The organism is Salinirubrum litoreum, from assembly GCF_020567425.1.
GTDB lineage: Archaea > Halobacteriota > Halobacteria > Halobacteriales > Haloferacaceae > Salinirubrum > Salinirubrum litoreum.
Genome location: NZ_JAJCVJ010000002.1, coordinates 377021 through 401942, shown reverse-complemented (window position 1 = coordinate 401942; position 24922 = coordinate 377021). Strand labels below are relative to the sequence as shown.

Annotated in this window: 26 protein-coding genes and 1 tRNA gene; 19 read left to right on the top strand and 8 right to left on the bottom strand. The window is 69.5% G+C overall.

What is annotated here, in order from left to right; translation table 11 throughout:
- Positions 1 to 8 precede the first annotated feature (8 nt).
- On the top strand, positions 9 to 539 hold the full coding sequence (locus tag LI337_RS10690) for a DUF7344 domain-containing protein (RefSeq protein ID WP_227229830.1): 531 nt from the start codon (positions 9 to 11) through the stop codon (positions 537 to 539).
- A gap of 44 nt (positions 540 to 583) precedes the next feature.
- Here the strand turns inward: LI337_RS10690 and LI337_RS10685 are convergent, their stop codons facing one another.
- The 4 genes from LI337_RS10685 to LI337_RS10670 all read right to left on the bottom strand — a co-directional run bounded on the left by LI337_RS10685 (position 584) and on the right by LI337_RS10670 (position 5540).
- Entirely contained in the window at positions 584 to 1054 is a 471-nt protein-coding gene (locus LI337_RS10685; RefSeq protein WP_227229829.1) for a helix-turn-helix transcriptional regulator, read from the bottom strand.
- A gap of 291 nt (positions 1055 to 1345) precedes the next feature.
- Entirely contained in the window at positions 1346 to 2152 is an 807-nt protein-coding gene (locus LI337_RS10680; protein ID WP_227229828.1) for a phosphatase PAP2 family protein, read from the bottom strand.
- Entirely contained in the window at positions 2149 to 4011 is a 1863-nt protein-coding gene (locus LI337_RS10675; RefSeq protein WP_227229827.1) for an ABC transporter substrate-binding protein, read from the bottom strand. Before LI337_RS10675 ends, LI337_RS10680 begins: the two co-directional genes overlap by 4 nt.
- Before the next feature lie 71 nt (positions 4012 to 4082).
- Positions 4083 to 5540, bottom strand: a complete 1458-nt coding sequence (locus tag LI337_RS10670; RefSeq protein ID WP_227229826.1) for a hypothetical protein — start codon at positions 5538 to 5540, stop codon at positions 4083 to 4085.
- A gap of 119 nt (positions 5541 to 5659) precedes the next feature.
- On the opposite strand from LI337_RS10670, the gene LI337_RS10665 reads away from it, so the two are divergent.
- Both LI337_RS10665 and LI337_RS10660 read left to right on the top strand, forming a co-directional pair.
- Positions 5660 to 7024, top strand: a complete 1365-nt coding sequence (locus LI337_RS10665) for an aryl-sulfate sulfotransferase (protein WP_227229825.1) — start codon at positions 5660 to 5662, stop codon at positions 7022 to 7024.
- Complete coding sequence (locus LI337_RS10660; protein WP_227229824.1) at positions 7021 to 8727, top strand: hypothetical protein; 1707 nt, start codon at positions 7021 to 7023, stop codon at positions 8725 to 8727. Before LI337_RS10665 ends, LI337_RS10660 begins: the two co-directional genes overlap by 4 nt.
- On the opposite strand, the gene LI337_RS10655 is transcribed toward LI337_RS10660, so the two are convergent.
- The 4 genes from LI337_RS10655 to LI337_RS10640 form a co-directional block, all read right to left on the bottom strand.
- Entirely contained in the window at positions 8696 to 8989 is a 294-nt protein-coding gene (locus LI337_RS10655) for a hypothetical protein (RefSeq protein ID WP_227229823.1), read from the bottom strand. The genes LI337_RS10660 and LI337_RS10655 overlap by 32 nt on opposite strands.
- Complete coding sequence (locus LI337_RS10650) at positions 8986 to 9798, bottom strand: succinylglutamate desuccinylase/aspartoacylase family protein (RefSeq protein WP_227229822.1); 813 nt, start codon at positions 9796 to 9798, stop codon at positions 8986 to 8988. Before LI337_RS10650 ends, LI337_RS10655 begins: the two co-directional genes overlap by 4 nt.
- Before the next feature lie 155 nt (positions 9799 to 9953).
- A tRNA-Pro gene (locus LI337_RS10645) sits at positions 9954 to 10024 on the bottom strand.
- Between the two features lie 179 nt (positions 10025 to 10203).
- Positions 10204 to 11337 carry a citrate synthase/methylcitrate synthase gene (locus tag LI337_RS10640; protein ID WP_227229821.1) on the bottom strand — a complete coding sequence of 378 codons (1134 nt, stop codon included), beginning with the start codon at positions 11335 to 11337 and terminating at the stop codon, positions 10204 to 10206.
- Positions 11338 to 11491: 154 nt separating this feature from the next.
- Here LI337_RS10640 and LI337_RS10635 point away from each other — a divergent pair, with 154 nt between their 5' ends.
- From LI337_RS10635 to LI337_RS10560, 16 genes are all read left to right on the top strand, one after another.
- Positions 11492 to 12427, top strand: coding sequence for an HFX_2341 family transcriptional regulator (locus LI337_RS10635; RefSeq protein ID WP_227229820.1), 936 nt, complete (start codon positions 11492 to 11494; stop codon positions 12425 to 12427).
- A 472-nt stretch (positions 12428 to 12899) separates the two neighbouring features.
- On the top strand, positions 12900 to 14201 hold the full coding sequence (gene hisS, locus LI337_RS10630; RefSeq protein ID WP_227229819.1) for a histidine--tRNA ligase: 1302 nt from the start codon (positions 12900 to 12902) through the stop codon (positions 14199 to 14201).
- Between the two features lie 114 nt (positions 14202 to 14315).
- Positions 14316 to 14753 (top strand): universal stress protein, encoded by a 438-nt coding sequence (locus LI337_RS10625; RefSeq protein WP_227229818.1) that lies wholly within the window; start codon positions 14316 to 14318, stop codon positions 14751 to 14753.
- The gene (locus LI337_RS10620) at positions 14753 to 15253 is read left to right on the top strand and encodes a universal stress protein (RefSeq protein WP_227229817.1); all 501 of its coding nucleotides are present in this window, start codon (positions 14753 to 14755) and stop codon (positions 15251 to 15253) included. The genes LI337_RS10625 and LI337_RS10620 overlap by 1 nt, the downstream gene beginning before the upstream one ends.
- Positions 15254 to 15300: 47 nt before the next feature.
- Entirely contained in the window at positions 15301 to 16131 is an 831-nt protein-coding gene (gene truA / locus LI337_RS10615; protein WP_227229816.1) for a tRNA pseudouridine(38-40) synthase TruA, read from the top strand.
- A gap of 55 nt (positions 16132 to 16186) precedes the next feature.
- Positions 16187 to 16402: a hypothetical protein gene (locus tag LI337_RS10610; RefSeq protein WP_227229815.1), complete on the top strand. Its 216-nt coding sequence runs from the start codon at positions 16187 to 16189 to the stop codon at positions 16400 to 16402.
- 849 nt (positions 16403 to 17251) lie between these two features.
- Positions 17252 to 18172 carry a DUF106 domain-containing protein gene (locus tag LI337_RS10605; protein WP_227229814.1) on the top strand — a complete coding sequence of 307 codons (921 nt, stop codon included), beginning with the start codon at positions 17252 to 17254 and terminating at the stop codon, positions 18170 to 18172.
- A gap of 106 nt (positions 18173 to 18278) precedes the next feature.
- Positions 18279 to 18857 (top strand): (d)CMP kinase, encoded by a 579-nt coding sequence (gene cmk / locus LI337_RS10600; RefSeq protein WP_227229813.1) that lies wholly within the window; start codon positions 18279 to 18281, stop codon positions 18855 to 18857.
- A 2-nt stretch (positions 18858 to 18859) separates the two neighbouring features.
- Positions 18860 to 19732 (top strand): RNA-guided pseudouridylation complex pseudouridine synthase subunit Cbf5, encoded by an 873-nt coding sequence (locus LI337_RS10595; protein ID WP_227229812.1) that lies wholly within the window; start codon positions 18860 to 18862, stop codon positions 19730 to 19732.
- 115 nt (positions 19733 to 19847) lie between these two features.
- Positions 19848 to 21329, top strand: coding sequence for an LVIVD repeat-containing protein (locus tag LI337_RS10590; protein WP_227229811.1), 1482 nt, complete (start codon positions 19848 to 19850; stop codon positions 21327 to 21329).
- A gap of 82 nt (positions 21330 to 21411) precedes the next feature.
- Positions 21412 to 21744, top strand: coding sequence for a NifU family protein (locus tag LI337_RS10585; protein WP_227229810.1), 333 nt, complete (start codon positions 21412 to 21414; stop codon positions 21742 to 21744).
- Positions 21745 to 22684: 940 nt separating this feature from the next.
- Positions 22685 to 22966 carry a 50S ribosomal protein L44e gene (locus LI337_RS10580; RefSeq protein ID WP_227229809.1) on the top strand — a complete coding sequence of 94 codons (282 nt, stop codon included), beginning with the start codon at positions 22685 to 22687 and terminating at the stop codon, positions 22964 to 22966.
- Positions 22966 to 23157: a 30S ribosomal protein S27e gene (locus tag LI337_RS10575; protein ID WP_227229808.1), complete on the top strand. Its 192-nt coding sequence runs from the start codon at positions 22966 to 22968 to the stop codon at positions 23155 to 23157. The genes LI337_RS10580 and LI337_RS10575 overlap by 1 nt, the downstream gene beginning before the upstream one ends.
- A gap of 15 nt (positions 23158 to 23172) precedes the next feature.
- Complete coding sequence (locus tag LI337_RS10570) at positions 23173 to 23970, top strand: translation initiation factor IF-2 subunit alpha (RefSeq protein ID WP_227229807.1); 798 nt, start codon at positions 23173 to 23175, stop codon at positions 23968 to 23970.
- Positions 23971 to 24153 (top strand): RNA-protein complex protein Nop10, encoded by a 183-nt coding sequence (locus tag LI337_RS10565; RefSeq protein ID WP_227229806.1) that lies wholly within the window; start codon positions 23971 to 23973, stop codon positions 24151 to 24153. It abuts the gene before it with no gap.
- A 4-nt stretch (positions 24154 to 24157) separates the two neighbouring features.
- Positions 24158 to 24916: a proteasome assembly chaperone family protein gene (locus LI337_RS10560; protein ID WP_227229805.1), complete on the top strand. Its 759-nt coding sequence runs from the start codon at positions 24158 to 24160 to the stop codon at positions 24914 to 24916.
- Positions 24917 to 24922 lie beyond the last annotated feature (6 nt).

Below are 24922 nucleotides of genomic sequence, written 5' to 3'. Positions count from 1 at the left end.
CATCGACCATGCTGCCCGTTCCAGGGCCGGACGAGGGCGAGAGGACGACGCTGTCCGGCCGCACACTCGACGACCGACCGGGCTTCGGCGGCGTCAGCGAGGCCGACCGACGGGCACGGATCGTCTCGCTCGTGACCGAACGAACCGGTCGTGAACACACGGTCGGGGACCTGGCCGCCGCGATGGTCGCCTGGCTCGACGAGTCTAACGACGGGATGACACCGACCGAGACGGAGGTCCACGAGACGCTCTACGAGGTCGACCTCCCGGCGCTCGAGCGACAGGGGAAACTGGTGTTCGACCCGGAGACGGGGCGGGTCACCGTCCCCGGCGACGACCGGCGGGTCGTCGGTGCCGCCGACGACGGGGTCGGGGCCCGGTTCCCGACGAGCGTCAGGTGGCTCGCGCTCGTCGCCGCGACCGCTCTCGGGGTCGGCGTGGCGGCGACCGGCGTCGGGCCCCTCCGTCCGGTTCACGCGCTCGTCCCGGTCGCCGGCTTGCTGGCGGCGACGGCCGTCCGTGTCCTGCGTCGTCGGTAGTCGAGTCCGGTGAGAGCGGATCACAGTCGACGCACGTCCAGTTTTCAGTCCCGTTCGAGCGAGGGGTCGACGCTCTCGTCTACCAGAAACACCGTCTTCCCGTCCGTGAAGCGTCGGCGCTCGACGAGCCCACGGGACTCCATATTGCCGAGTCGTCGGCTGACGGTCGAACTGGTCCACCGCGTCCGCTCGACGATCTCCGACTGGGGGATGCGGCCTCCCTCCGAGAGCAGGAGCTGCACGATCCGTTGCTCCGGATCGAGGAGTTCCGGGTCGACGGCGAGAAGCGAGTGGTCCGTCTGCTCGGCCGGGGGTCCGTCACCGACCCGGCCGAGTGGCTCCTGCTCGCCGGTCTGCTCGTCTCGACGACCGTCACGTCCTGCGATGCCGGTCAGCAGGTCGCGGACCGACGCGAGTAGCCGCGCCAGTCGGCCGCCACCGTCGATCTCCGTGGTCTCGCTCGTCGCCTGTTCTCGGTCCGTCGTGGGGGTGTCGTCGTCCTGTCGCTCGTCCATCCTCGCCTCCCGTCGTCGGTGACGGCCTCGCCCGTCCGGTGTCGCCCTCGCTGCGCGCGTCGGGTACCGCGCGGCCGGCACCGCCGAGCGCGCGGGTGCACAGCCCATCGACTCGACAGCGTATCGGTAGCCGGCACGCTCCGCGCCTGTCGCCGACCGACGCGGGGTCGGGAGCGTCGCCTGGACGCGGTCGCTCCGCTCCGAGTCGCTCGGCGGGGACGTGGCGTGTCGTCCGTCTGCTCACGCAGACAGGGTCACCGGACGCACCCGTTATTATACGGCTCGTAAGCACTACTCACGGTCGGCGACAGCGAGGCCGAGTGCCGCACTCCCGAGGCCGAGCAGGAGACCGGCGAGGACGTCGAGCGCCCAGTGGATCCCGAGGTACATCGTGGCGACTGCGACGGCGGCCGCCAGCGGCAGGGCGACGACACACCAGCCGGGGTAGTGGTCGCGAGAGCGCCACGCGAGGGCGGCGACCGTGACCGACAGCGAGGTGTGTAGCGACGGAAAGACGTTGGTGTTGACGTTGACCGCGCCCGTGAGAATCTGGGTCCGGGGGTAGGTGACGTACAGCAACGACTCCACCTGGCCCGGCAGCAGGTTCCGCGGCCCGTACGAGACGAACAGGACGTAACAGCAGACGCCGACAGCGTAGTTGACCGCGTACGCGAGGCTCGTCGCCTTCAGCAGTCGCTGGTCGTCCAGCGCGAGGTAGGCGACGAACGGGAAGACGAGCAGGAAGACGTAGCCGACGAGGTAGACGGTCGAGAACAGCGCCGTCAGCGCCGGCGTGGCGACCGACTGGACGAGCGCGACGAACTCCCGCTCGACCGCGTAGATGAGCCCCGTCACGTTCCAGCCGATGGCCCACGAGATCTCCGGACCGTAGTCACGGGCGACCGTGTTCACGAGCAGGACGCCGCCCAGCAGCACGAGGTAGGGCCACGTCTCGCGGAGTCGCCCCCGGAGAGACCCACGGCAGGCCCGGAGTCGAGCGGGGCCGACGAGGGTGGCCGCGCCGACCACGAGCAGGAGGGCCGCGCCGCCGAGGACGGACAGGAGCAACTCCGCGAGCGGCGAGAGCGTCGCCGTCATCGCTGGACGACGAGGCGACCGTCTTCGGCGTAGCTGTACCCCGCCTCGCGGAACAGGTCGCGGGCCCGCTCGACGTCGAGCGAGCCGTCGTCACCGACGAACGGGAGTCGCGCCCCGCCCTCCGTCCACGCGAGGTCGGCCGGTTCGAAGTCGGTCGTCGCGAGCGGCGTCACCGCCGGCGTCGCGTACCCGCCGAACACCGACTCGACGAGGTGCTCGCGGTCGAGCAGTCGCGCGACGGTCCGCCGGAAGTGCGGGTTGGTGAAGGGTGGTCGCCGGAGGTTGTAGCCGACGTGGTAGACCCACGACCCGCCGGTCAGTCGGACGTCGAGCGCGTCCGTCGCGGCGACGTCCCGGACGGCGTCGGCCCCGAGCGGGGTGGCGGTGGCGTCGAGTCGACCGTCCGCCGCGAGGTCGACCGCAGCGCCGTCGGAGGGGACGACGACGACCCGGAGGCGGTCGAACGAGACCCCCCCGACGAACGGCCTCAGGTGGTCGTCGACGGGGGTCCGGGTGAGGAAGTGGTCGGGGTTCGCCGCGAGGTCGACCGACGCCTTCAACGCCGTGTCGGTCACGCGGAGCGGCCCGCTTCCGACCGGTTCGAGGTTGTTCCGGACCAGCGCGTCCGTCGTCGGCCCGCGCTCGATGCCGGCGACCTCGGCGGGCCGTGCGGCCGCCCGCCAGACGTGCTCGGGGAGGACCGGGACGGTCAGCGCAGTCGTCGCTGCCGGCGCTCCGGCGTCGCCGAGATCGAGACGGACGGTCCGGTCGTCGACTGCCTCGACGCCGTCGACGAGCGAGATTCGAGCCCGGTAGGCGGGCGACGTGACGGGTTCCTCCGTCCGCCCGAGCGCGGTGTCACGCAGGAACCGGTAGGTGAACGCGACGTCGCCGGCGGTGAGCGACGCGCCGTCGTGCCACGTCAGGTCCTCGCGGAGTCGCACCTTGACGGTGGTGCCGTCGTCACGCTCGACCGACCACGACTCGGCGAGCCACGGCCGGACGGTACCGTCGAGGCGGCGTCCCAGCGAGTCGTAGACGAGGTGGAGGAGGACCCGTCCGCGGCGGAACGGGACCGACAGCGGGTTCAGATTCTTCGTCACGCGGCTGTCGGTGGTGGCGACACGGAGGGTCGTCGGGTCCGTCGCCGGCGTGGACGTCGGCGTCTCGTCCGCCGTCGTCGTCCGGTCCCCGCGCGTCGAGGCCGCCGACGCGTTCGTGCTCTCGGGCGTCTCCGACGCCGCCGGGCCGGCGGGCTCCGCGGCGAGGTAGCCCGCGACGCTGTGGAGGCGGTCGCCCCGCCACCGGACCCGGTCGCGGCGCGTCGCCCGCACCGCGTCGGGGACGGCGAGGACGGTGAACGGCTGGTCTCTGACGACCCGGCGCTGGACTGCCGCGACCGTCTCGCGGCGGTGCTGGCCGGACTGGCGGGCCTGTGCGGTCAGTCGCTCGTCGAGTTCCAGCGCGCCGTAGCCGAAGGGGTTGGCCCAGCCCTGCGCCGTCGCGAACCGCGAGTGGAGCAGCGGGCGGAGCCAGTCGGGGTCCGCCGGCAGCGGTAGTCGACCGACGTAGAGGTCGAAGTCGTGGTTGAGCAGGACGCTCCGGCGCAGGTGTTCCCGGCTCATCGGGACGACACTGGCGTCGACGCCGACGCGCTGAAGGGCGGCGGCGAGTCTGCGCGCGACGCGAGTGGCCCGCTCGTCGGCGTCCGCGGGGAGCGTCTTCACCGTGACCGACAGTTGGGTGTGGTCGTCGCGCGTGACGACCGACCCGTACTGCCGGAGACAGCCGCCGGTGAAGCTGCTCGCGGCCAGCGCGAGCAGAGAACGTCGACCGATCGAAGGGGAAGTCGCTGTCATCGTGAGTCTGCAGTCGTCTCCGCCTCCCGCTCCGGGACCGTTATTATCCCCACACTAAGCGGTTCCATCGGTCACAGAGAGCCGACGAGCGGCCACGCGAGCAGTGCGAGCCACGCACCGACGGCCAGCGTCCGGCCCGCCCGTCCCGGCCCGTCGGGGTGACGACGGCCCCACCCCGCCGCCGCGAGTGCTCCGAGCGTGACTACCACGAGCGCACGGTGGACGACGAGCGTCACGGGGAGCGTCGTCACGCCGATGCCGAGCAGGTCGACGACGAGGCCGACGCCGTACGCGCCGACCGCCGCCACGGCCCACGGCTCCGGCGTCATCCGCCGCGGGACCGTCAGCGCCAGCGTCGGCGGGCCGAACGCGAAGACCGGGTACAACAGGGCGGCGACCACCTTCGGCTGACGCGGCAGCACGGCCTCCAGCGCGAGACTCGTCGCCCTGATGAGCGACGGCAGACACAGGAGCGCGACCGCGAAGGCGGCGAGCAGGTGGACCCGCCGGTCGGCCACCCGCGACCACCGGAGCCGTTCGAGGGTCGCACCCCCACGCGCTCGGAGTCGTGCACTGAGTGCACCTCCCAGCGTCGAGTATCGTCCGGCCGGCGACGTCGACCCGGCGCTCCCGAGTCGACGGGCGACGACTGCCGCCCCCACCAGCGAGACGACGGCGAGGGCGGCCGCCAGGAGCCGTGGACTCGTCCCTGGGTCGCCCTCGGTCCCGTCGGTCGCCCGCAGAGCGTCCGGTGTGCCCACACCGGGACCGCCCTGTCCGGCGAGCGGGCCGTGCCGCCGCACCTGTCGCTGCTCGCGGAGCGCGACGACCGTCACCCAGCCGTCCGCGTCGCGGATGCCGCCGTTGGCGAACCGCTCGCGGGTGACGCCGACGACTGCCTGCCGCCCGCGGAGTTGCCGCTCGACGGTGTGTTGCGGCCCGGCGAGACTCGTGACGGTGTGGCGGAGGCGGAACCAGTCCCAGTAGTCGCGGTGGGCCTGTATCGCGGTCCACCGACCGGCCCCCGGCGGCGCGCCGTACAACCGGAGGTGGTGTCGACTGCCGAAGTAGGTGCCGTCGTGGAGTTGGAGCGTCTCGTCGAGCCAGCGCCCGCCGGGACCGGGCGTGTCGACGTAGACGTAGCGGACCGCGCCGGTCGCGCTCCGCCACGGCAGATCGTCGTCGGCCGGCACGGCGGCGGCCCGCTCGGGGGCGACACCCTGCCACTCGGCCTGCTCCGGGCCCCAGCGGGCGTCCCGGCCGGTGACGAGCAACGCCCTGACCCTTCCCGGGTCGCCCTCGACGACGACGTTGACGGGGAGCGTCAGCGAGTCGAACGCCCGCTCGCGGCCGGTGAACGGCCAGAGCCGCGACTCCTCGTCCGCGCCGACCGGAACCAGTCGGACGGAGTCGGCGTCCCGCGGACTGGACCGCGCGTCGCCCTCCGGTGGGACGACGGCGGCGGTGACGAGCGAGACGGTCGCGGCGAGCACGACGGCGACCACGAGACGGCGCTGTCGCGTCCGCATCGTCCCCGTAGACCGCCACCGCGTGCCTAACTATGCAGGGGCTAAGCCGGCTCTCTCGGCGGCACCCCGGTCGGCTTAGTCGGGGCATAGTAAGGGCGCTGGTCGCCGACGGACCGGCGATGCGTTCACGAACGGTGGCCCGCGTCTGTCTCGCGTTGCTCCTCGTCGGCAGTCTCCTCGTCGTCGGCCACGCCTACACGACCCGCTCGCCGACAGTGAGCGCCGAAGGTCCCGAGACGACGGCTGTCGAACCCCGGGAGGGGATGACCGTCGTCGCGACCGACTCGAACACGTGGCTCGGGCAGGCGGGTGACGGTCCTCGGGCGAACGCCGAGTTGCTCGCCGTCGCACCGAACGGGAGCGTCGCGTACTACGACGACGTACACACCCGGTACTGGGACGTCGACCCGGTCCCCAACACCACCCGGACGGTCGAGTACGTCTACGCCGACCACCTGAACGCCAGCGAGTGTGGCGGCGAGTCGGTCTGCACGCGAAACGGGATCGAGCGCGTCAACCTCACGTCCGGCGAGGTGACGCCGATATACAGCCGCGTCACCCCCGGCAAGCACTCCACGCGGTGGCACGACGCCGACCGCCTCTCGCCGACGCGCTACGTCGTCGCCGACATCGCGCAGGACCGCGTCGTCGTCGTGAACACGACCACCGGCGTCGTCGAGTGGGCGTGGGACGCGCAGGCTGCCTTCGACCCCCGGACCTCCGGCGGCCCCTACCCCGAGGACTGGACCCACCTGAACGACGTGGAGGTGCTCCCCGACGGCCGCATCCAGGTCAGCCTACGGAACCACGACCGGGTCGTCTACCTCGACCGCGAGACGGGCCTGCTCGACGCCCAGACGCTCGGAAACGGCTCCCACGACGTCCTCTACGAACAGCACAACCCCGACTACCTGGCGAACGGGACCGGCCCGCCCTCGACGCTCGTCGCCGACTCGGAGAACAACCGCGTCGTCGAGTACCGGCGGACCGACGACGGCTGGCGGCGCTCGTGGACGTGGGCGGACGACCGCCTGCAGTGGCCTCGCGACGCCGATCGCCTGCCGAACGGCCACACGCTCGTCACCGACTCGAACGGCGACCGCGTCGTCGAAGTCGACGAGGACGGCGCGGTCGTCTGGAGCCTCCCGGTCGCGTTCCCCTACGAGGCCGAACGGCTCGGCACCGGCGACGAGAGCACCGGCGGCCCACCCGCCGGCGAGGTCGGCCTCGCGGGTCGGGCCGGTGAGGGAGGCACCGACACCGAGGCGGACTCGGGACGCGAGAGCACTCCCGACGACAGCCTCGCCGGGCCGCTCGCCAACAGCGTCTTCTACGTCCTCCCGGCGTGGATGGGGCTCCCGGCGGCGGTAGCGACGGTCGTCGGCGTCCCTGTCGCGCTCGGCTGGCTCCTCGCCGAGTGGCGCTGGAGTCGGTACCGCCTCCTGCTCCGGTCGCCGGTCTCGTTCGGGAGGGACGACCGGTGACCGGCGCGGACACGGAGGCGGCCGACCGCCACGCCTCGGCGACCGCCCGATCCGAGCGGTCGGGCGACGGCCTGCCGGCCGCCCTGACACGCTCGCTGGGGCCGGCCGGACACGGCTGGTTCGCGGTCGCGCTCGTCGCGGGGGTGGTGGTGTCCGCGACGTACCTGTTCACACACCCCTACCCGGCGTACGGGGCAGGACTGTATCTCGACATCGCAGAGCAGATTCGCAGCAACGGGTTCCGGCTCCCGGCGCGCGTCCCGCACTACGCCGAGGGACTCCCGCTGGCGTACCCGCCGCTCCAGTTCTACGTCGTCGCCGTCCTCCTGGAACTCGGGGTCTCGGGGCTTGCCGTCAGTCGTGTCGTGCCCGCGGTCGTCACCGTCCTCGTGCTCGTCCCCTTCTACGGCGTCGGGCTGGAACTGCTCGCCACACGCCGACAGGCGGGGGTCGCGGCGACGATACTGGCGGTCGCGCCGCCGACCTTGCAGTGGCACCTCTCTGCCGGCGGCATCGTCCGCGGGTCGGCGTTCCTGCTCACCCTGTGTGGCATCTACGCCGGCTGTCGGCTGTTCGGGCGGGGAACCCGACGGTGGGCTGTCGCCGGGACCGTCCTGTTCACCCTGACCCTGCTGTCGCACCCGGTGTACACGGTCTACTTCGGCCTTAGCTGGCTGGTGCTGTACGCCGGGCTCGACCGGTCACTTCGGGGGCTGGTCGAGGGTGCTGTCGTCGCAGCGGGGGGCGTCCTCCTGGCCGCGCCGTGGTGGCTCACGGTCGCGAGCCGTCACGGCGTCGGCGTGTTCACCGGGGCGGCCGGGAGTCACAGCGGCCTCGCCGGGGGCGTCGGACGGCTCCTCGACCAGTTCGTCTACCCGCTGGACCCGACCGTCGTCTCGCTGTTCTTCCTCGGCGTGTTCGCGGCGACGCTCGTCGCCGTCGCACGCGGTCGGTACCTCCTCCCCGCGTGGCTCGTGGTCGGTGCGTACGTCGTCGGCAAGGAGCGGTTCCAGTTCGTCCCCGGCGCACTCCTGCTCGGCAGCGTCCTGTGTGGGGTCGCCGTCCCGCGGGCCGCCCGGTGGTGGCCGGCACTCGACCGGCGGCCGAGACTCGACCGACAGCAGGTGGCGGTGGCGACGCTCGCGGTCGTGCTGCTCGTCGCCGGCGGTGTCGGCACACTCTACGCGGCCAGCGCGCTGCCGGCGGCCCACCACGGCAGTGCCAGCCTCCCGGCGTTCGTCGACGACGACGACCGCGAGGCGATGGACTGGGTGGCCACTCACACGGCGGCCGACGAGTCCTTCGTCGTCCTCGGGGACGCCGCCGAGTGGTTCCCCTACTACGCCGAGCGCCCCCTCCTCGTCGGCCCGTGGGGGGTCGAGTGGGAGTCGCCGGACCAGTACTACACGCAGATAGAACGGTTCGAGCGGGCGAGCGAGTGTGCCGACGCCGCCTGTCTCGACGGCGTTCTCGCGGCCGACGACAACCCGCCCGACTACGTGTACGTCCCCCGCGGCCACTACACCGTCCGCGGACTGGAACACGAGGGGACCGCGGCGCTCCGCCACACGATGGTCGCCAGCAGTCGGTACGAGCGCGTCTACCGCAACGAGGGCGTCGTCGTCTTCCGAGTCACGCCGCGAACCTCGCGGTCGACGGCCACCACGGTACTCACCCGTCGTCGCGCAGTCGGGCCACGGTGACCCGACCGGCCCCGGCCACGAGGACCGAGACGGCGTACGACGCCAGCAGGAAGGGAGCCCAGTAGACCCACAGCGCGTAGTTCGGCAGGAGCGCGTTGCCGACGGCACTCCCGACCGTGTAGACGAGGTAGCCAGGCAGTGCCAGCGGGGATGCGAACCGCGGCGAGACCCATGTCGCGGCGAACGGGAGGACCAGCAGTGCCCCGACGACCCCGACGTCGCGGCCGACCAGTGTTCGCCGGAGTCGCTCGTCGTCGGTCACGCCCCGTCACCCCCGGTCGCGTCGTCGCCAGCCCGGTCGATACCGTGTTGGGCCAGCAGGTGCTCGACGAGGGTGACGGTCCAGTCGGTCCGGGTCCGCAGGTCGGTGACGAACCGCGTTGTCTCGACGAGATAGCTCGCCACCCCATGGACGACGGCCCGGTGGGCCAGCAGTGGGTCGTCGCCGGACAGTAGGTTGCCTCGCTCGAACTCGTGGAACGGCATCGACCACGGCACCACCGCCTCGTTCGTCGCCGCGACGGCGCGGTCGGCCCGCTGTGGCGATCGCCCGTCCGCCGCTGGGAACACCGCTTGCCCGACGTACTCCCGATGGAGCCCGTAGATGCCCCGCGAACTGTGGCAGTCGACGAGCACGTCGGGGTCGCGGGCGACGACCTCGTCCCACAGCGCCCGGGCCAGTTCGGTCTCCGGTCGACCCTCGGGTGGGAAGGCGCGGTTCAGGTCGCCGCCGACGCCCGCTCTCGTGTTCCGCGCCAGCGCGACCCGGTTCGCTCGCGGGACGACGACCAGCCGCCCGGCGTCGATCTCCCACCGGGCGATGCGACTGGCGGCGCGGGCGCCGCTCCGCTCGTCGCCGTGGATGCCCCCGATGACGAAGACGGTCGGTCCCGAGCCGTCGCTCTCGACCAAGTACACGGGTGTCTCGTGGCGTGTGCCGGGCAGGATCGTGCCGTCGCGCGTCGGCGTCTGTGGCGTGTCGTCGCCGGTGTCGGCGGTGGTGGTACCGCTCGCGCAGACCGCACCAGCGGCGAGTGTGCCGACCCTCGCGAGCAGTGAACGTCGATGCATCACCGGCGACGACGGCCTCGCGACCTTTGCTTATCCGTCCCCTAACGGGTCGTCTCGGCCCGGATCGAGGTCTCGTCGCCGGAGGGCGACGGCCGCTCGCGGTCTCGTCCACGAGTCGTGCGTGCCGCTCCGCGTGTCGGCGTCGTCGAAGGAAGTGGGACCGCCGAGATTCGAACTCAGGTCCGACGCACCCCATGCGCCGAGGATACCGCTACCCCACGGTCCCGCGTCTCGAACGACGCCGGTCTGTTTATTAAGGCCTTCGACTCGGCGATCACGCTGGCACGCGATAGCACTCCCGTCTGCGACTCGGCCACGCCAGTCGCAGGCTCGAGGTCGCCACTCGTCGGGACCGACCTCGCGTGCCGCGTCGGAAAGAGAATCGAAGGGGAAGAGAGTCGGGTGTTACCGCTCGTCGACCGGCGTCCAGGTGCGATCCTTCTCGCCGACGTACTTGCCACGCGGTCGCACGAGTCGGTTGTTCTCCAACTGCTCCAGACAGTGGGCCGTCCAGCCACCGGCGCGGGCGATGCCGAACGTCGTGGTGAACAGTTCGTCCGGGATGCCGATGCCGTGCAGGAGGACGGCGGTGTAGAACTCGACGTTCGTGTCGAGGCGTCGCCCGGGTTTGTACTCCTCCAGCAGGTCGACCGCCTCGGTCTCGACTTCCTTCGCCAACTCGAAGAAGTCGGAGTCGCCGTCTTCCTGGTAGAAGCTCTCGGCCGCAGACGACAGCACCTCGGCGCGGGGGTCACGCACCTTGTAGACGCGGTGGCCGAAGCCCATCAGGCGCTCGCCGGCTTCCAGTTTCTCGCGGAGCATCCCCTCTACGTCGCCCGACTCGTACATGTCGAGCAACATCCGGAGCACCGGACCGGGTGCCCCGCCGTGGAGCGGGCCCTTCAGCGCGCCGATCGCGCCCGTGATCGCGGAGTAGAGGTCGGACTCGGTGGAGACGATGACGCGGCCGGTGAACGTCGAGGCGTTCAGGCCGTGATCGACGACCGTGTTGAGATACGCTTCGAGGCCGCCGACCTGCGCGTCCGAGGGCTCCTCGCCGGTGAGCATGTAGAGGTAGTTGCCGGCGTGCGAGAGGTCCTCGCGGGGTTCGAGCGGTTCCTCGCCGTTCCGGGCACGCCAGTAGGCGGCGACGATGGTCGGCAGGCGAGCGACGATGACGAGTTTGTCGCGTTCGGGGTCCTCGCCGTCCTGATCGAGGCTGGCGGCGGCCGCACCCATGCGGAGTGCGTCCATCGGGACGACGCCGGCCTCGCCGGCCGAACGGACGACCTCCAGACAGCCCTCGGGGAGCGACCGGTACTGCGCGAGTTCGTCCGAGAACTCCTCGAGTTCCGACTGCGTGGGGAGTCTGTCGTTGTACAGCAGATACAGCGTCTCCTCGAAGGTCGCGTTGCCGCCGAGTTCCGAGAGGGGATACCCCCCGATGACGAGTTCGCCGGCTTCACCGTCGATGAAGCTGAGGCGCGTCTCGGCGACGGTGATGCCTTCGAGACCTTCATGTATTTCCTGGTCAGACATTGGCTCTGTTTGCTCGGTCTCCAGCGCCACATATAATAGTTGAGGATGTGCCACGCGAGCGGCGAAAGGCGGCAGATTCGACGGGTTTCTCCGGGAGGTCGTGGTGTCGCTCGCAGTGTTTGGATATTTAACTGCGCCCGGCAACTGTTCGCGTATGCAGACGCACATCGTGCCGGTCGGCTTCGACTACGACCGGTTGATCGCCCCGCTGATCCGCGAGCAGTTGGACGTGGACCGGGTGATCCTGCTCGAAGGTGCGGTCGGGAGCGAGGCCAACGTCGAGTACTCCCGACACCTCTCCGAGAAACTGGAGAAGGACTTCCGGAACCTCCTCGGCGCGGCGACGGAGCGCGTCGTCGTGACCGACGTGTACGACTACGACCGGGCGTTCGAGCAGGCCTACGACCTCATCAACGCGGAACTGGACACCGGCGCGGAGGTGTGGGTCAACGTCTCCTCGATGCCTCGACCGGTTTCGTTCGCCTTCGCCACGGCGGCCCACTCGATCATGGTCGAGCGACAGGCGGATCGGGATCGGATCCACACCTACTACACCGCCCCGGAGAAGTATCTGGAGACGGAACTCGCCGAAGCGCTCCGGGCCGAACTCGACCTGCTCCGGGAGGTGCGCGACGAGGTGCTGGTCGGCGAGTCCGGCGACGAGCATTCTGACCTCGCCGAGCGCATCGACGACCGACTCGCGGACGCGGCCGATCTGCTCTCGGAGTTCGACGAACGCGGGACGACGATCGGCGCGAAGGAGGTCGACGGGAACCACATCATCGAACTGCCGGTCGCCTCGTTCTCGAACGTCAAACCGTTCGAGGAGGTGATCCTGTTCGAGTTGGGCGAGCAGGGCGAGTTCGCCTCCGTGTCCGAACTGGCGGAGGCACTCGCGCGGGAACTGAACGAGGAGTACACCGACAGTTTCCGGTCGAAGGTGATCTACAACGTGGATCGGCTGGGACCGGGCGGGAAGGGGTACATCGAGCAGGAGGAGCGCGGGAAGTCCTACCGGACGCGCCTCTCGCGAATCGGGGAGCTGTGGGTCCGGGCGCACGCCGACGATCCGGAAGCACTGCGCGAGTGACGCCGTCGCCGTCGAGGTGACTCCACACCGACCCGCGACAACACGACACGAGTTCTACTCACGTCACACTCACCAGTCGACCGGGCGGGCGCGGCTTCATGCCGCGCCGACGGTTTCAGGTAGGAGAGTGCGCTGAAGGCGACTGGTCCACCGAGTGTTGCGTGCGCTTTCGCCCACTCGGGTGGGACTGAAAGGGGCCGGCGTCTCGGTCCCTCCCGGACGACGCAAGCACCGCAGGGAGTGGAGCGCGCGGAGCGAAGCGACGCGCGCTCCCGACCGAGGAGCACAGCGAGTCCCGGAGGGTCGAGACGCCGGGGGCTTTCACCCCTCGTTGTCGCCGATGGAGTCGACCGAGTTCACATCCAAGACCGAGTCGACCGAGTTCACATCCAAGACCGAGTCGACCGAGTTCACATCACAGTAGCATCCGTGAAAGACAGCGTTCAAGTCGCGCATCCCCGAACCACCGCGTATGTACGACCACCTCAAGGGATTCCGCGACTTCTACCCGGGCGAGATGTCCGCCCGGCGGGAGACCATCGACACCGTGGAGGCCACCGCCGAGCGGTACGGCTTCCGGGAGATCGGCACCCCCGCCTTAGAGCGCACGCAGATGTACGTCGACAAGTCCGGCGAGGAGATCGTCGAGGAACTGTACGCCTTCCAGGACAAGGGCGGCCGAGACGTCACACTCACGCCGGAACTCACGCCGACCGTCGCCCGGATGGTCGTCGCCAAGTCCCAAGAACTCTCGAAGCCGATCAAGTGGATGTCCACCCGTCCCTTCTGGCGCTACGAGCAGGTCCAGCAGGGCCGCTTCCGCGAGTTCTACCAGACCAACGTCGACATCTTCGGCTCGGCAGAACCCGAGGCCGACGCCGAGATTCTCGCGTTCGCGGCCGACGCGATGACGAACCTCGGTCTCACTGCGGACGACTTCGAGTTCCGCGTCTCCCACCGCGACATCCTCGGTGGCCTCCTCGAAGCCTTCGACGCCGACGTGGACACCCGCGACGCCATCCGGGCGGTCGACAAGTCCGCGAAGATCGACCGCGAGGAGTATCTCGCGCTGCTGACCGACGCCGGCCTGACGTGGAGTCAAGCCGAGCAGTTCGACGACCTCCTCAAATCCGAGGATCTCGACGCTCTCGTCGACTTCGCCGGCACGGAGCGCGTCGAGGCGGCCGTCACGAACCTCCAGAACGTCCTCGCCGTGGCGGAGGAGTTCGGCGTTCGGGAATACTGCACGCTCTCCTTGGAGACTGCACGCGGGCTAGACTACTACACCGGCGTCGTGTTCGAGTGTTTCGACTCGACCGGCGAGGTGTCCCGAGCAGTCTTCGGCGGCGGTCGGTACGACGACCTGATCGAGAGCTTCGGCGGCCAGCCGACCCCTGCGGTCGGCGTCGCGCCCGGACACGCGCCCCTGCAACTGCTCTGTCAGCGCGCCGGCGTCTGGCCCGAGGAGGCACTCTCGACCGACTACTACCTGCTGACGGTCGGCGACACGCGCGACGTCGCCGCCAGAATCGCCCGCGAGTTGCGAGCGACCGGCAACGTCGTCGAGACCGACGTGGCCGACCGGAGCTTCGGCGCGCAGATGGGCTACGCCGACGGGATCAACGCCGAGACGGTCGTCATCGTCGGCGAGCAGGATCTGGCGAACGACGAGGTGACGGTGAAGGACATGGCGACCGGCGAGCAGACGACCGCGCCGGTCGACGACTTCCCCGGCGACCGGGACGCGCCGACCTACGACGACTTCGCCGAGTAACTGGCCCCTTCGACCTCGACCGGCGACCTGCCCGAAGACTGTCGATTCTCCGAGACCGGGAACCACGGCGGAGCTATAACTCCCGGGAGGCCGTAAGTCGAGGCGGTGATCGCCATGTACGATACAATCCTCGTGCCCACAGACGGGAGCGCCGCAGTCGTCGAAGCAGTCGAGCGCGCGGTCGACCTCGCCGAGCGGTACGACGCGACCGTCCACGCCCTCTACGTCCTCGACTCGACGGCCTACAGCACCCTCGACATGAGCACCAGCGTCGTCATCGACGCGCTGGAAGACGAGGGCGAGACCGCGGTCGGTTACGTCGCCGAACAGGCCGAGGCGGCCGGCGTCCCGGCCGAGACGGCCGTCGTCCACGGGACGCCACACCGGACGATCGTGGACTACGCCGAGGAGATCGGTGCGGACCTGATCGTGATGGGGACCCACGGCCGGAGCGGCGTGGACCGGTTCCTCCTCGGGAGCGTCACGGAGAAGGTCGTCAGAACCGCCCCGGTGCCGGTGATGACGGTTCGGGTGACGGACGAGGAGTCGTGATGTCTGGCGCAACGACCGACACCGAGCGTGAGGCCGGTGCCGCCGACACGGTGCGGACTGTCCTCCTCCCGACCGACGGGAGCGAGGGAGCCGAGGCCGCGGTCGCACACGCGGTCTCGCTCGCACAGACCTACGGCGCGACCATCCACGTGCTCGCGGTCGCGGACACGAAGTCGTACGGCACCTTCACGACCGGCGGGGCCGGCACGGTGATCTCCGCTCTGGAGGGGCGCTGTCGGGAGCACGTCGCCGCCACACGGGAGTTGATCGCCGACCTGACGAGCGACGATCCGGACAGCCCGGCAGTCGAGACGGCGGTCGTCCGCGGCTTCCCGGCCGAGGAGATCCTGCGCTACGCGGAGGAACACGACGCGGACCTGCTCGTGATGGGGACCCACGGCCGGACGGGGGTGGGCCGCGTCCTGCTCGGGAGCGTCACGGAACGAGTCGTCAGGCGCGCACGGATCCCGGTCGTGACGGTCCGCCAGTCCGAGACGTAGTGGTCGGGAACACAACCGACTTGCCCGCCCGGCGTCCACCCTCACCCGTGCGCGCCTTCCGGATCGCCTACGACGGTCGCCCGTTCCACGGCTTCCAGCGACAGCCGGACGTGCCGACCGTCGAGGACGCGGTTCTCGACGCACTCGTCGACCTCGGCGTGACCGACGCAGATGCCGCCGCCGAGGCTCGGACGCCACCGGGCTACGCCGCCGCCGGCCGAACCGACGCCGGTGTCTCGGCGGTCGCACAGACGGTCGCCTTCTCCTGTCCGGAGTGGTGTTCGCCGCGCGCGCTGAACAGCGAACTCCCGGCGTCGGTGCGGGCGTGGGCCAGCGTGCCGGTTCCCGACGACTTCCACGCGACCCACGACCCGACCGCTCGGACCTATCGCTACCACCTCTACGCACCCGACCTCTCACTCTCGCGGACACGGGCGGTCCTCGACCGCGTGACCGGCCCGCGCGACTACCACAACCTCACGCCGGACGAGACCGGCACCGAGCGCGACGTCGAGGGGTCGGTCGCGCGTGACGGCGACTTCCTCGTGTTCAGGCTCTCGGCGGGTGGGTTCGCCCGCGAACTCGTCCGGCGGGTGATCGGTCTCGTGCGGGACGTCGCCTCGGGTGCGAGCGAGGAGTCACGGATCGACCGCGTGTTCGCGCCGGAGCCACTCGACGGCCCCGCCGGCGTCGCCCCGGCACCGGCCACCCCGCTGGTGTTGACCGACGTGACGTATCCGGGCGTCTCCTTCGAGCGCGACCCCGACGCGGTGCGGAGTCTGCGCGAGGTGTTCGCGGACCGGCGCGTCTCCGGGTTGACCTCGGCGCGAGTCGCCGGCGACGTGCTGGACGGCGTGGGAGCAGAGGAGACGCGGTGAGCGACTCGCGTCTGGCGACCGACAGGATTTCGGGCCGGTGGTGTGTCTGCGGGATATGGTCTCCGACGAGACGATAGGACAGGCAGCGCTCCACTTCACGACCGGCGGACTGGTCCTCTACTTCGGCTCGCTCCTCGGGAGCGCGACCGGCAACGTCGCGGGTGGTGGGATCGGTCTCGTGTTGCAGTTGGTGGTGTTCGCACCCGCGCTGTATCTCGCCTCGCGGTTCGTCGCGGAGGGCATCGGTGTCGTCGTGTCGGGCGCGGTGTGAGGAGGTCGACTCGGTCTGTGACGTGAACTCGGTCGAATACGTCGCAGAGAGCTCGGTCGAATACGTCGCAGACGACGAGCGGTGAAAGCCCCCGGCGTCTCGACCCTCCGGGCCTCGTTGCGCGCTTCCCTCAGGCTGGCGGGCAAGCCCGCCAGCCCTCAGTCCAGTGCTTACGTCAGCCGGGAGGGGTCGAGACGCCGGCCCCTTTCAGTCCCACCCGAATTTGCGACCCATCACGCAGTTACTGGTGGTCGCGCTGCGAGTCGTCTGTGGGTTTGGAACCCGGCAGTCGCAGTCGTCCCCGAGCCTCCCCGACTGTTGGCGACCGACTTGCGAGTCGGTCTTCGCTGTCGCTCAGACACGACTCGATTCCGGTCGCCAGCAGATCGCGTCCTGTCGGATTCCAGAACCGGCCGGAGCGGGTGGCGAGCGTGCCGTCTACGAGGGGTATAAAAATGTTCAAAACCCGTTATAAATCCGAGTTGCGTGTGATTCGACCCACAACCCGGCGCGCGCGACCTCGACGCGCGCGAGGGAGCGGGACGGGCGGTGCGGAGAGTCCCGCGAGGCTGGGGAGGACGAGGTGCGGTGCTGTCACGGCCGCAGACTGCGGTGCTGTCGCGGTCAAAAATTCCGGTTGTCCCGGATCGAGTAGCGGTGCTGGTGCTGTTTGCTGTGCTGTCGTAGTCGCGGTCTGCTATCTCATCACAGTCGAGGTCAGCGACCACACCGCCGACCGACCCCCACGCAACAGCATCAGGCCGACCCCCACGCAACACCATCAGGCCGACCGTGCGAGCGGAACACAGAGTAAAAAGCTCTTAACGGGTGGACGCCAACTACGGGGCAATGGCACGTATCGAAGAGAAGGTCCGGTCGCTCGTCTCGGCGGACGCCGAGATGCGCGACGTGATCGAGACCGTCCTGGAGCGGGCCGAGGACGGCGAGATCGCGTGGATCGACGTACGCGAGGACCTCACCAGCGGTCAGTGGGGCCGCCTGATCGAACAGGGGATCCTCGTGGACGGCGAGAACGGCTTCGAGTTGGCCGACGCCGACGCGACCCGCGAGGCACTCGAAGACGACGGGAGCGACGCCGACGCGGGGTCGTCCGTCGACTTCGACGACGAGGACGTCGAAGACAGTAGCTGGTCCATCTACGACAAGGCCGCCGCGCTGTTCACGGTCGGGTTGTTCCTGGGCTACTCCCAGAAACCTATCCGCGACGTGATCGGTGGAACGATGAACATCGTGCTCGCACCCGTCGAGTCGATGCTCCCGTTCTACGCGGTCGTGATGCTGCTGGCGCTGGTGACGGGGCTGTACTCCACGCTCCTGCAGGCGAACCTGATGGACATGGACAAGATGGGCAAGTACCAGCAGCGCATGAAGGACATCCAGGAGCGCCGCAAGGAGGCGAAAGAGGCGGGCGACGACGAGGCGCTCGACGCCATCCAGGAGGAGCAGATGGAGGCGATGGGCGACCAGATGGGGATGTTCAAAGAGCAGTTCCGGCCGATGGTGTGGATCATGTTCCTCACCATCCCGGTGTTCCTCTGGATGTACTGGGGCGTCGGCATCGGCGCGAACGCCGACCCCGTCTTCCAGCTCGAACAGCTCGTCCTGCCCATCGTGGGCCCGAAGGCGTGGACCGACGGCGTGGTCGGCCCGATCCAGGCGTGGATCGTCTGGTACTTCCTCTGCTCGATGGGCTTCACCCAGATCATCCGGAAGGGGCTGAACATCTCGACGACGCCCAGCGCGTCCTGATCGGCCGCGCGGCCCCGACGCTCGGGGAGCGTTCCCCGGCGTGTGACCGACTCACGAACCGTGCGCCAACGGTAACCTCTTTTACTGCGACCGACCGAGAGTCGATATGTTGATCACCGTCTCCGGCCCGCCCGGCAGTGGAAAGAGTACCACTGCCGAGGGGCTGGCCGACGCCTTCGGACTCGACCACGTCAGCGGCGGCGACATCTTCCGCTCGCTGGCCGCAGAACGCGACATGAGCCTCGCCGAGTTCAACGCGCTCGCCGAGGAAGACGACCAGGTGGACCGCGACCTGGACCGCCGACTGTACGACACCGCCCGCGACCGCGACGACCTCGTGCTGGAGTCCCGCCTCGCCGGCTGGCTGGCCGGCGACGCCGCCGACTTCCGACTCTGGCTCGACGCGCCGGTCTCGGTCCGCGCCGAGCGCATCGCCGACCGTGAAGAGAAGCCGGTCGCACAGGCCCGCCGGGAGACCACGGAACGCGAGGAGAGCGAGGCCGGCCGGTATCTGGAGTACTACGACATCGACATCCGCGACCTGTCGATCTACGACATCGCGCTGAACACCGCCCGCTGGGACGCCGACGCCGTCCTCGCGGGGCTGACCGGCTTCGTCGAGCAGTACGACACCGACACCGACGAGGGGCGCTACCCGGTCGAGGGCGTCCGGTACGACTTCTGACCATGCGTGGGCCACCCGACGACCGACCGCTCGCCGACCTGCTCGACTTCGGGGTCGTGAACCTCGACAAGCCGCCTGGTCCCTCGGCCCACCAGGTCGCGGGCTGGGTCCGGGACATGGCGGGCGTCGACCGGGCGGCCCACGCCGGCACACTGGACCCGAAGGTCACGGGCTGTCTGCCGGTCCTGCTCGGCGACGCGACCCGACTCGCGCAGGTCTTCTTGGAGGGGACGAAGGAGTACGTCGCCGTCTTGGAACTGCACGGCCCGGCACCCTCCGACCTCGACGCCGTCGTCGCGGAGTTCGAGAGCGACGTGTACCAGAAGCCGCCCCGCAAGAGCGCCGTCTCGCGCCGCCTGCGGTCCCGGCGCATCCACACACTGGACGTGCTGGAAGTCGAGGATCGGCGGGCGCTCCTCCGGATTCGCTGTGAGAGCGGGACGTACATCCGGAAGTTGTGTCACGACCTCGGGTTGGCGCTCGGCACCGGCGCGCACATGGGTCACCTGCGCCGGACTGCCACCGATCCCTTCGACGACACCGACCTCGTGAACCTCCACGACCTCGCGGACGCGCTCGCGTTCGCCGAGGAGGGTGACGAAACCGCGATTCGGGAGGTCGTGTCCCCGGCCGAACGAGCGCTGACGCACCTGCCTCGATTGACGGTCGCGCCGAGTGCGGCCGCCCAGATCGCCGAGGGTGCGCCGGTGTACGCGCCCGGTGTGGTGGACGGCGAGGGCGTGGCTGGTGTGGATCGCGGGACGCTCGTCGCCTGCTTCACCCCGGACGACGCGGTGGTCTGTCTCGGGACGCTGGTCGGCGATCCGGCGGCCGAGTCCGGTGAGGTCGTGTCGCTCGAACGAGTGCTGATCTGAGGCCCGGCCGGATCGATCACACAGCGAGCGTGGTGCCGCCACGAGCCACACCCACCAACCTGCCGCCACGAGCCACACCCACCGGCCTTTTCCCGATCCGGCACCGAGCAGTGGTATGCGACGCCGTGCCGCCCTCCGTGCCGGCGTAGTCGGCCTGGCGACCCTCGGCGGACTCTCCGGTGTCGGCCACCTCACGTCCGACCGATCCGGCACCGCCGAGGCACACCCCGGTCCCTACCGCCCCTACGACTCGCTGGCGATTCCGGGTGCCCGCGAGGCAGTCGTCTCGCCCGACGGCGACACCGCCTATCTGGCGACGAACTCCGGCTACGCGACCGTGGACGTGAGTGCGCCCGACCGACTCGAACTCCTGGCCGACGTGCGTTCGCCGCTCGCCGACCGCGAGGACGGCCCGCTCCGGATGATCCACGACGTGAAACTCGACCCGGACGGCGACCGCCTGCTGGTGGTCGGCCCGGCGAACCCACTCCCCGAAGCGGTCTCCGGGGCCCTGCTGGTCGACGTGAGCGACCCCGCGAACCCCACGGAACTGGGGTTCTCCGAGACCGACTTCCCGGTCCACAACTGCGACCTCGTCGGGGACTACGCCTACCTGACGGCCAACACCGGCGAGCGCAATCCGCTGGTCGTCGTCGACGTCGCCGCCGACCCGCCGACCGAGGTGGCGCGCTGGTCGCTGGCGGGCTACGACGTCGGCTGGGACCTCGTCCCCTCTGGTCTCCGACCGATCCACGACGTGGTCGTGCGAGACGACCGGGCGTACCTCGCCCACTGGGACGCCGGGACGTGGGTCCTCGACGTGTCTGACCCGACCGCGCCGACCTACGTGACTCACTTCGGCGAGCGTGACCAGTCGGCCCTGCGGGACGTGCCGGACGCCTCGGTGCGACGGCAGGCGACCGAACCGCCGGGCAACGCCCACTACGTCGCGCCGAACGAGGACGGCACTCTCGTCGGTGTCGGCCGGGAGTCGTGGGCGTACGACGCCCAGAGCGACGGCGGACCGAGTGGGATCGACCTGTGGGACCTCTCCGACCCGAGCGACCCGGTTCGTCGCTCGACGATCGACCCCCCGCAGACGCCGGACGCGACCTTCGGCGGCGTCTGGACCACGGCACACAACTTCGAGCTTCGGGGCGACGTACTCTACTCGGCGTGGTACCAGGGCGGCGTGAAGCGCCACGACGTGTCCGATCCGGGCGCGCCGGTCGAACTGACGTGGTGGCGCGACCCGGAGCGCACCCGGTTCTGGACCGCCCGCCCGACCGTGCAGGGCGAGGCGTTCGTCGCGTCGAGCATGGGTGTCGGCGAGGCGGGTGAGCCGGGGCTGTGGACCTTCCCGGATCACGCCGGCCAGCAGGCCGACCCGCCCGGCATCCTGGGCGACAGTGGCCCGGCACCGATCACCGCCAGCCCGACCGAGAACGTGGCGAGTGAATCGGGCGACGGGAACACGTCGAATTCGGCCGGGACCGGGACCACGACCGAGACGACTGCACCGGGGTTCGGCGTCGGTGCCGGCGCACTGGGCGTCGGTCTCGGGGCGTGGTGGCTCCGGCGTCACAGATCACGGTAGATCGTGACACACATTTGCTCGGGCGGGTCGACGACTCCACGAACCGCAAGGTACGGGTACCTCCGGCGTCAAGGGGCGGGCAATGAGCGAGACAGAAGCCGACCTCCGCGAACGCGTCGAGCAGTGGATGGTCGGACAGATGCCGATCATCCAGATGCACGGCGGGACGAGCGTGGTCCGGGAGGCCGACCCCGAGTCCGGACAGGTCGTCGTCGAACTCGGTGGTACCTGTTCTGGCTGTGGGATCAGCAACATCACGGCCCAGAACATCAAAGCCGACCTGATCCGAGACTTCCCGGAGATCGAGCGCGTCGAGGTGAAAGTGCCGAGTACGGGCGACACCGGCAGTGACACGGTGGAGGGTGGCCGTGGCGGCGACCTTCAGTACTCGACCGAGAACCCCGGCCACTTCTGAGACGAGGTCGCGTCTCGACGTGGTGGCTGGCCCTGATAACACTGCGACGATTCAGTGAACCACGACCGGGACAGCGACACCACCGCTACTCGATTGAGCGCACCGACGAGAAGCCCGCACCGTGACAGCCCAGCAGACCGCGACAGCACCAGCACCGCGACCCCGACAGCAATCGCACCTCGGTCCTCCCCACCCTCGCCGGATGCTCTCGGCACCGCCCGCATCCGGCTCCCTCGCACGCGTTCCTCGCGCGCGCCGAATCTGTCACTCGGTCACGCGACGACAACCGGAATCCGACAGGATGCGAGCTGGCGACGACCGACACCGGGCAGTGGTCGAGCGACAGCGAGACCCTGCTCGCAGTTCGTGTCGTCGGCAGTCGGGGAGGCGTGGGGTCACTGCGACTACCGGATTCCCAACCGACAGACGACACACCGGGTGACGACCAGTGACTGCACGATTGGTCGCCAATTCGGGTGGGACTGAACGGGGCCGGCGGTCTCGTGAGCAGAGCGGGACCAGAGGTCCCGCCAGCAGTCGGCGCTTCGCGCCGACGACACGGGACTGAGCGAGAGCGCGGAGCGAAGCGACGCGCTCTCGTGAAGGAAGCGCGCCCCAAGTCGTGGACCATCGAGACGCCGGGGGCTTTCACCGCTCGTCGTCCACGACCGACCTGACCGAGTTGTCCACGACCGACCTGACCGAGTTGTCCACGACCGACCTGACCGAGTTGTCCACGACCGACCTGACCGAGTTGTCCACGACCGACCTGACCGAGTTGTCCACGACCGACCTGACCGAGTTCACAGCTCCAGCGTCCCCGTCCGAACCCACCTCATACTCCTCCTCGTTTCCTGTCACCACGGCACAGGACCGTCCTCCCGGCAAACCAAACCCGTTTTAACGCGCCGTGTCCAACGACGCCCTAAGGTAGATATCTATGCAGATGCCACGCCGATTCAACACGTACTGTCCGCACTGTGACGCCCACCACGAACACGAGGTGGAGAAGGTCCGACGCGGACGCCAGACCGGGATGAAGTGGGACGCGCGTGCCCAGAAACGCGGGAAGAAGGTCATCGGGAACGCGGGTCGCTTCTCGAAGGTGCCCGGTGGGGACAAGCCGACGAAGAAGACCCACCTGAAGTACCGCTGTGCCGACTGCGGCAAGGCCCACATGCGCGAGGGATGGCGCGCCGGTCGACTGGAGTTCCAAGAATAATGGCTGGGAGCTACTACAAGGTCGCCTGTCCGGACTGTGGCAACGAGCAGATCGTCTTCGGCAAGGCCGCGTCGGTCGTGAACTGCGCCGTCTGTGGGTCCACGCTGGCGACCCCGACCGGCGGCGAGGCGGAGTTCACCGGCGAGGTCGTCGAGACGGTCGAGAAACGCGCCGAGCGGAACGAGGCCTGAGCGGGTGACCTCGTCATGAAGTACAGCGGCTGGCCCGAGAAGGGTGACCTCGTGGTCGGGAAGGTCGACGAGATCGAGGACTTCGGCGTCTTCGTCGACCTCTCGGAGTACGAGGACAAGCGTGGACTCGTCCACGTGAGCGAGGTCGCCTCCGGCTGGATCAAGAACGTCCGCGATCACGTCTCGACCGGACAGACGGTCGTCGCGAAGGTGCTGGAGGTCGACGAGTCCTCCCAGCAGATCGACCTGTCGATCAAGGACGTCAACGAGCACCAGCGCAAGGACAAGATCCAGGACTGGAAGAACGAGCAGAAGGCCGACAAGTGGATGGCGCTGGCGTTCGGCGAGGACATGGCCGACGAGCAGTACACCGCCGTCGCCAACGCCCTGCTCGCGGAGTTCGGTGGCCTCTACGAAGGGTTCGAGGAGGCGGCCATCCACGGCACCGAGGCGCTGGACGATGTGGACCTCGACGACGACGAGATCGACGCCATCGTGGAGACGGCCCGCGAGAACGTCTCGGTCCCGTACGTCAACGTCACGGGCTACGTCGACCTGCGCTGTCCGACCGGCGACGGCGTCGACCACATCAAAGAGGCGCTGAAAGCCGCCGAGGGCGAGGGCGACTCCGACGAGATCGAACTGACGGTCGCGTACGTCGGGTCCCCGGAGTACCGGATCAAGGTCAAAGCGCCGAACTACAAGACGGCCGAGGCGGCACTGGAGGACGCGGTCGCCCGCGCCGAAGCGGAGATCGAGTCGCGCGGCGGGACCGCCGAGTACCACCGCGAGCGACACGAAGACGACGAGTAGATGCACTCGGACATCCGGGTCTGTTCGGCGTGGCGCGAGGCCCACGACCGCCCGGTGTACACGCTCACTTCTACCTGTCCGGCGTGCGGCAGCGACGCCGTCAACTCCGCACCCGCACGCTTCGACCCCGCAGACCCCCACGGCGAGTACCGACGCGCTCTTAAACGGCGCGACCGCGAGTAGGGGTATGGACGGAATCGAGGTCGAGACGCTGGCGAACCCGGAGCTCTCGGACCCGGTGTTCATCGAGGGACTGCCCGGCGTCGGCCACGTCGGGAAACTCGCGGCCGAACACCTGCTCGACGAGTTCGACGGCGAGTTGGTGCGGCGCATCTACACCGACGACTTCCCGCCGCAGGTCTCCATCGACGACGAGGGTGTCGCGGAGTTGACCCACGCCGAGATTCACGCGGTGGACGCCGACGGCACCGATCTGCTGGTTCTCACGGGCGATCACCAGGCACAGAGCAACGCGGGTCACTACCGCCTCGCGGACGCCTTCCTCGACGTCGCCGAGGAGTTCGGCGTCTCGCGGGTCTTCGCGCTCGGCGGCGTGCCGACCGGCGAACTGATCGAAGAGTACACCGTCATCGGCGCGGTGACCGAGTCGGACCAACTCGCCGACCTCGAAGACGCGGGCGTGGAGTTCCGCGAGGACGAACCCGCCGGCGGCATCGTCGGCGTCTCGGGGCTCCTGCTCGGTCTCGGCAAGCGCCGAGCGATCCCGGCGGCGTGTCTGATGGGCGAGACCTCGGGCTATCTGGTCGACCCGAAGAGCGCGCGTGCCGTGCTGGAAGTGATGCAGACCGCCATCGGCTTCGAGGTGAACTTCGACTCGATGGAGGAACGCGCCGAGGAGATGGAGGAGGTCGTCTCGAAGATTCAGGAGATGCAGGGCCAGCAGAGCGGGATGCCCTCGGACGACGACCTGCGGTACATCGGCTGAGAGCGT

Excerpts from the sequence above, each read along its gene's own strand:
- LI337_RS10570 (WP_227229807.1), top strand. The coding sequence starts at position 23,173 with ATGAAGTACAGCGGCTGGCCCGAGAAGGGTGACCTCGTGGTCGGGAAG.
- cmk (WP_227229813.1), top strand. The coding sequence starts at position 18,279 with ATGTTGATCACCGTCTCCGGCCCGCCCGGCAGTGGAAAGAGTACCACT.
- LI337_RS10565 (WP_227229806.1), top strand. The coding sequence starts at position 23,971 with ATGCACTCGGACATCCGGGTCTGTTCGGCGTGGCGCGAGGCCCACGAC.
- LI337_RS10610 (WP_227229815.1), top strand. The coding sequence starts at position 16,187 with ATGGTCTCCGACGAGACGATAGGACAGGCAGCGCTCCACTTCACGACC.
- hisS (WP_227229819.1), top strand. The coding sequence starts at position 12,900 with ATGTACGACCACCTCAAGGGATTCCGCGACTTCTACCCGGGCGAGATG.
- LI337_RS10625 (WP_227229818.1), top strand. The coding sequence starts at position 14,316 with ATGTACGATACAATCCTCGTGCCCACAGACGGGAGCGCCGCAGTCGTC.
- LI337_RS10580 (WP_227229809.1), top strand. The coding sequence starts at position 22,685 with ATGCAGATGCCACGCCGATTCAACACGTACTGTCCGCACTGTGACGCC.
- LI337_RS10590 (WP_227229811.1), top strand. The coding sequence starts at position 19,848 with ATGCGACGCCGTGCCGCCCTCCGTGCCGGCGTAGTCGGCCTGGCGACC.
- LI337_RS10620 (WP_227229817.1), top strand. The coding sequence starts at position 14,753 with ATGTCTGGCGCAACGACCGACACCGAGCGTGAGGCCGGTGCCGCCGAC.
- LI337_RS10585 (WP_227229810.1), top strand. The coding sequence starts at position 21,412 with ATGAGCGAGACAGAAGCCGACCTCCGCGAACGCGTCGAGCAGTGGATG.
- LI337_RS10670 (WP_227229826.1), bottom strand. The coding sequence starts at position 5,540 with ATGCGGACGCGACAGCGCCGTCTCGTGGTCGCCGTCGTGCTCGCCGCG.
- LI337_RS10665 (WP_227229825.1), top strand. The coding sequence starts at position 5,660 with ATGCGTTCACGAACGGTGGCCCGCGTCTGTCTCGCGTTGCTCCTCGTC.
- LI337_RS10635 (WP_227229820.1), top strand. The coding sequence starts at position 11,492 with ATGCAGACGCACATCGTGCCGGTCGGCTTCGACTACGACCGGTTGATC.
- LI337_RS10680 (WP_227229828.1), bottom strand. The coding sequence starts at position 2,152 with ATGACGGCGACGCTCTCGCCGCTCGCGGAGTTGCTCCTGTCCGTCCTC.
- LI337_RS10575 (WP_227229808.1), top strand. The coding sequence starts at position 22,966 with ATGGCTGGGAGCTACTACAAGGTCGCCTGTCCGGACTGTGGCAACGAG.
- LI337_RS10640 (WP_227229821.1), bottom strand. The coding sequence starts at position 11,337 with ATGTCTGACCAGGAAATACATGAAGGTCTCGAAGGCATCACCGTCGCC.
- LI337_RS10605 (WP_227229814.1), top strand. The coding sequence starts at position 17,252 with ATGGCACGTATCGAAGAGAAGGTCCGGTCGCTCGTCTCGGCGGACGCC.
- LI337_RS10650 (WP_227229822.1), bottom strand. The coding sequence starts at position 9,798 with ATGCATCGACGTTCACTGCTCGCGAGGGTCGGCACACTCGCCGCTGGT.
- LI337_RS10675 (WP_227229827.1), bottom strand. The coding sequence starts at position 4,011 with ATGACAGCGACTTCCCCTTCGATCGGTCGACGTTCTCTGCTCGCGCTG.
- LI337_RS10690 (WP_227229830.1), top strand. The coding sequence starts at position 9 with ATGCTGCCCGTTCCAGGGCCGGACGAGGGCGAGAGGACGACGCTGTCC.
- LI337_RS10685 (WP_227229829.1), bottom strand. The coding sequence starts at position 1,054 with ATGGACGAGCGACAGGACGACGACACCCCCACGACGGACCGAGAACAG.
- LI337_RS10595 (WP_227229812.1), top strand. The coding sequence starts at position 18,860 with ATGCGTGGGCCACCCGACGACCGACCGCTCGCCGACCTGCTCGACTTC.
- LI337_RS10560 (WP_227229805.1), top strand. The coding sequence starts at position 24,158 with ATGGACGGAATCGAGGTCGAGACGCTGGCGAACCCGGAGCTCTCGGAC.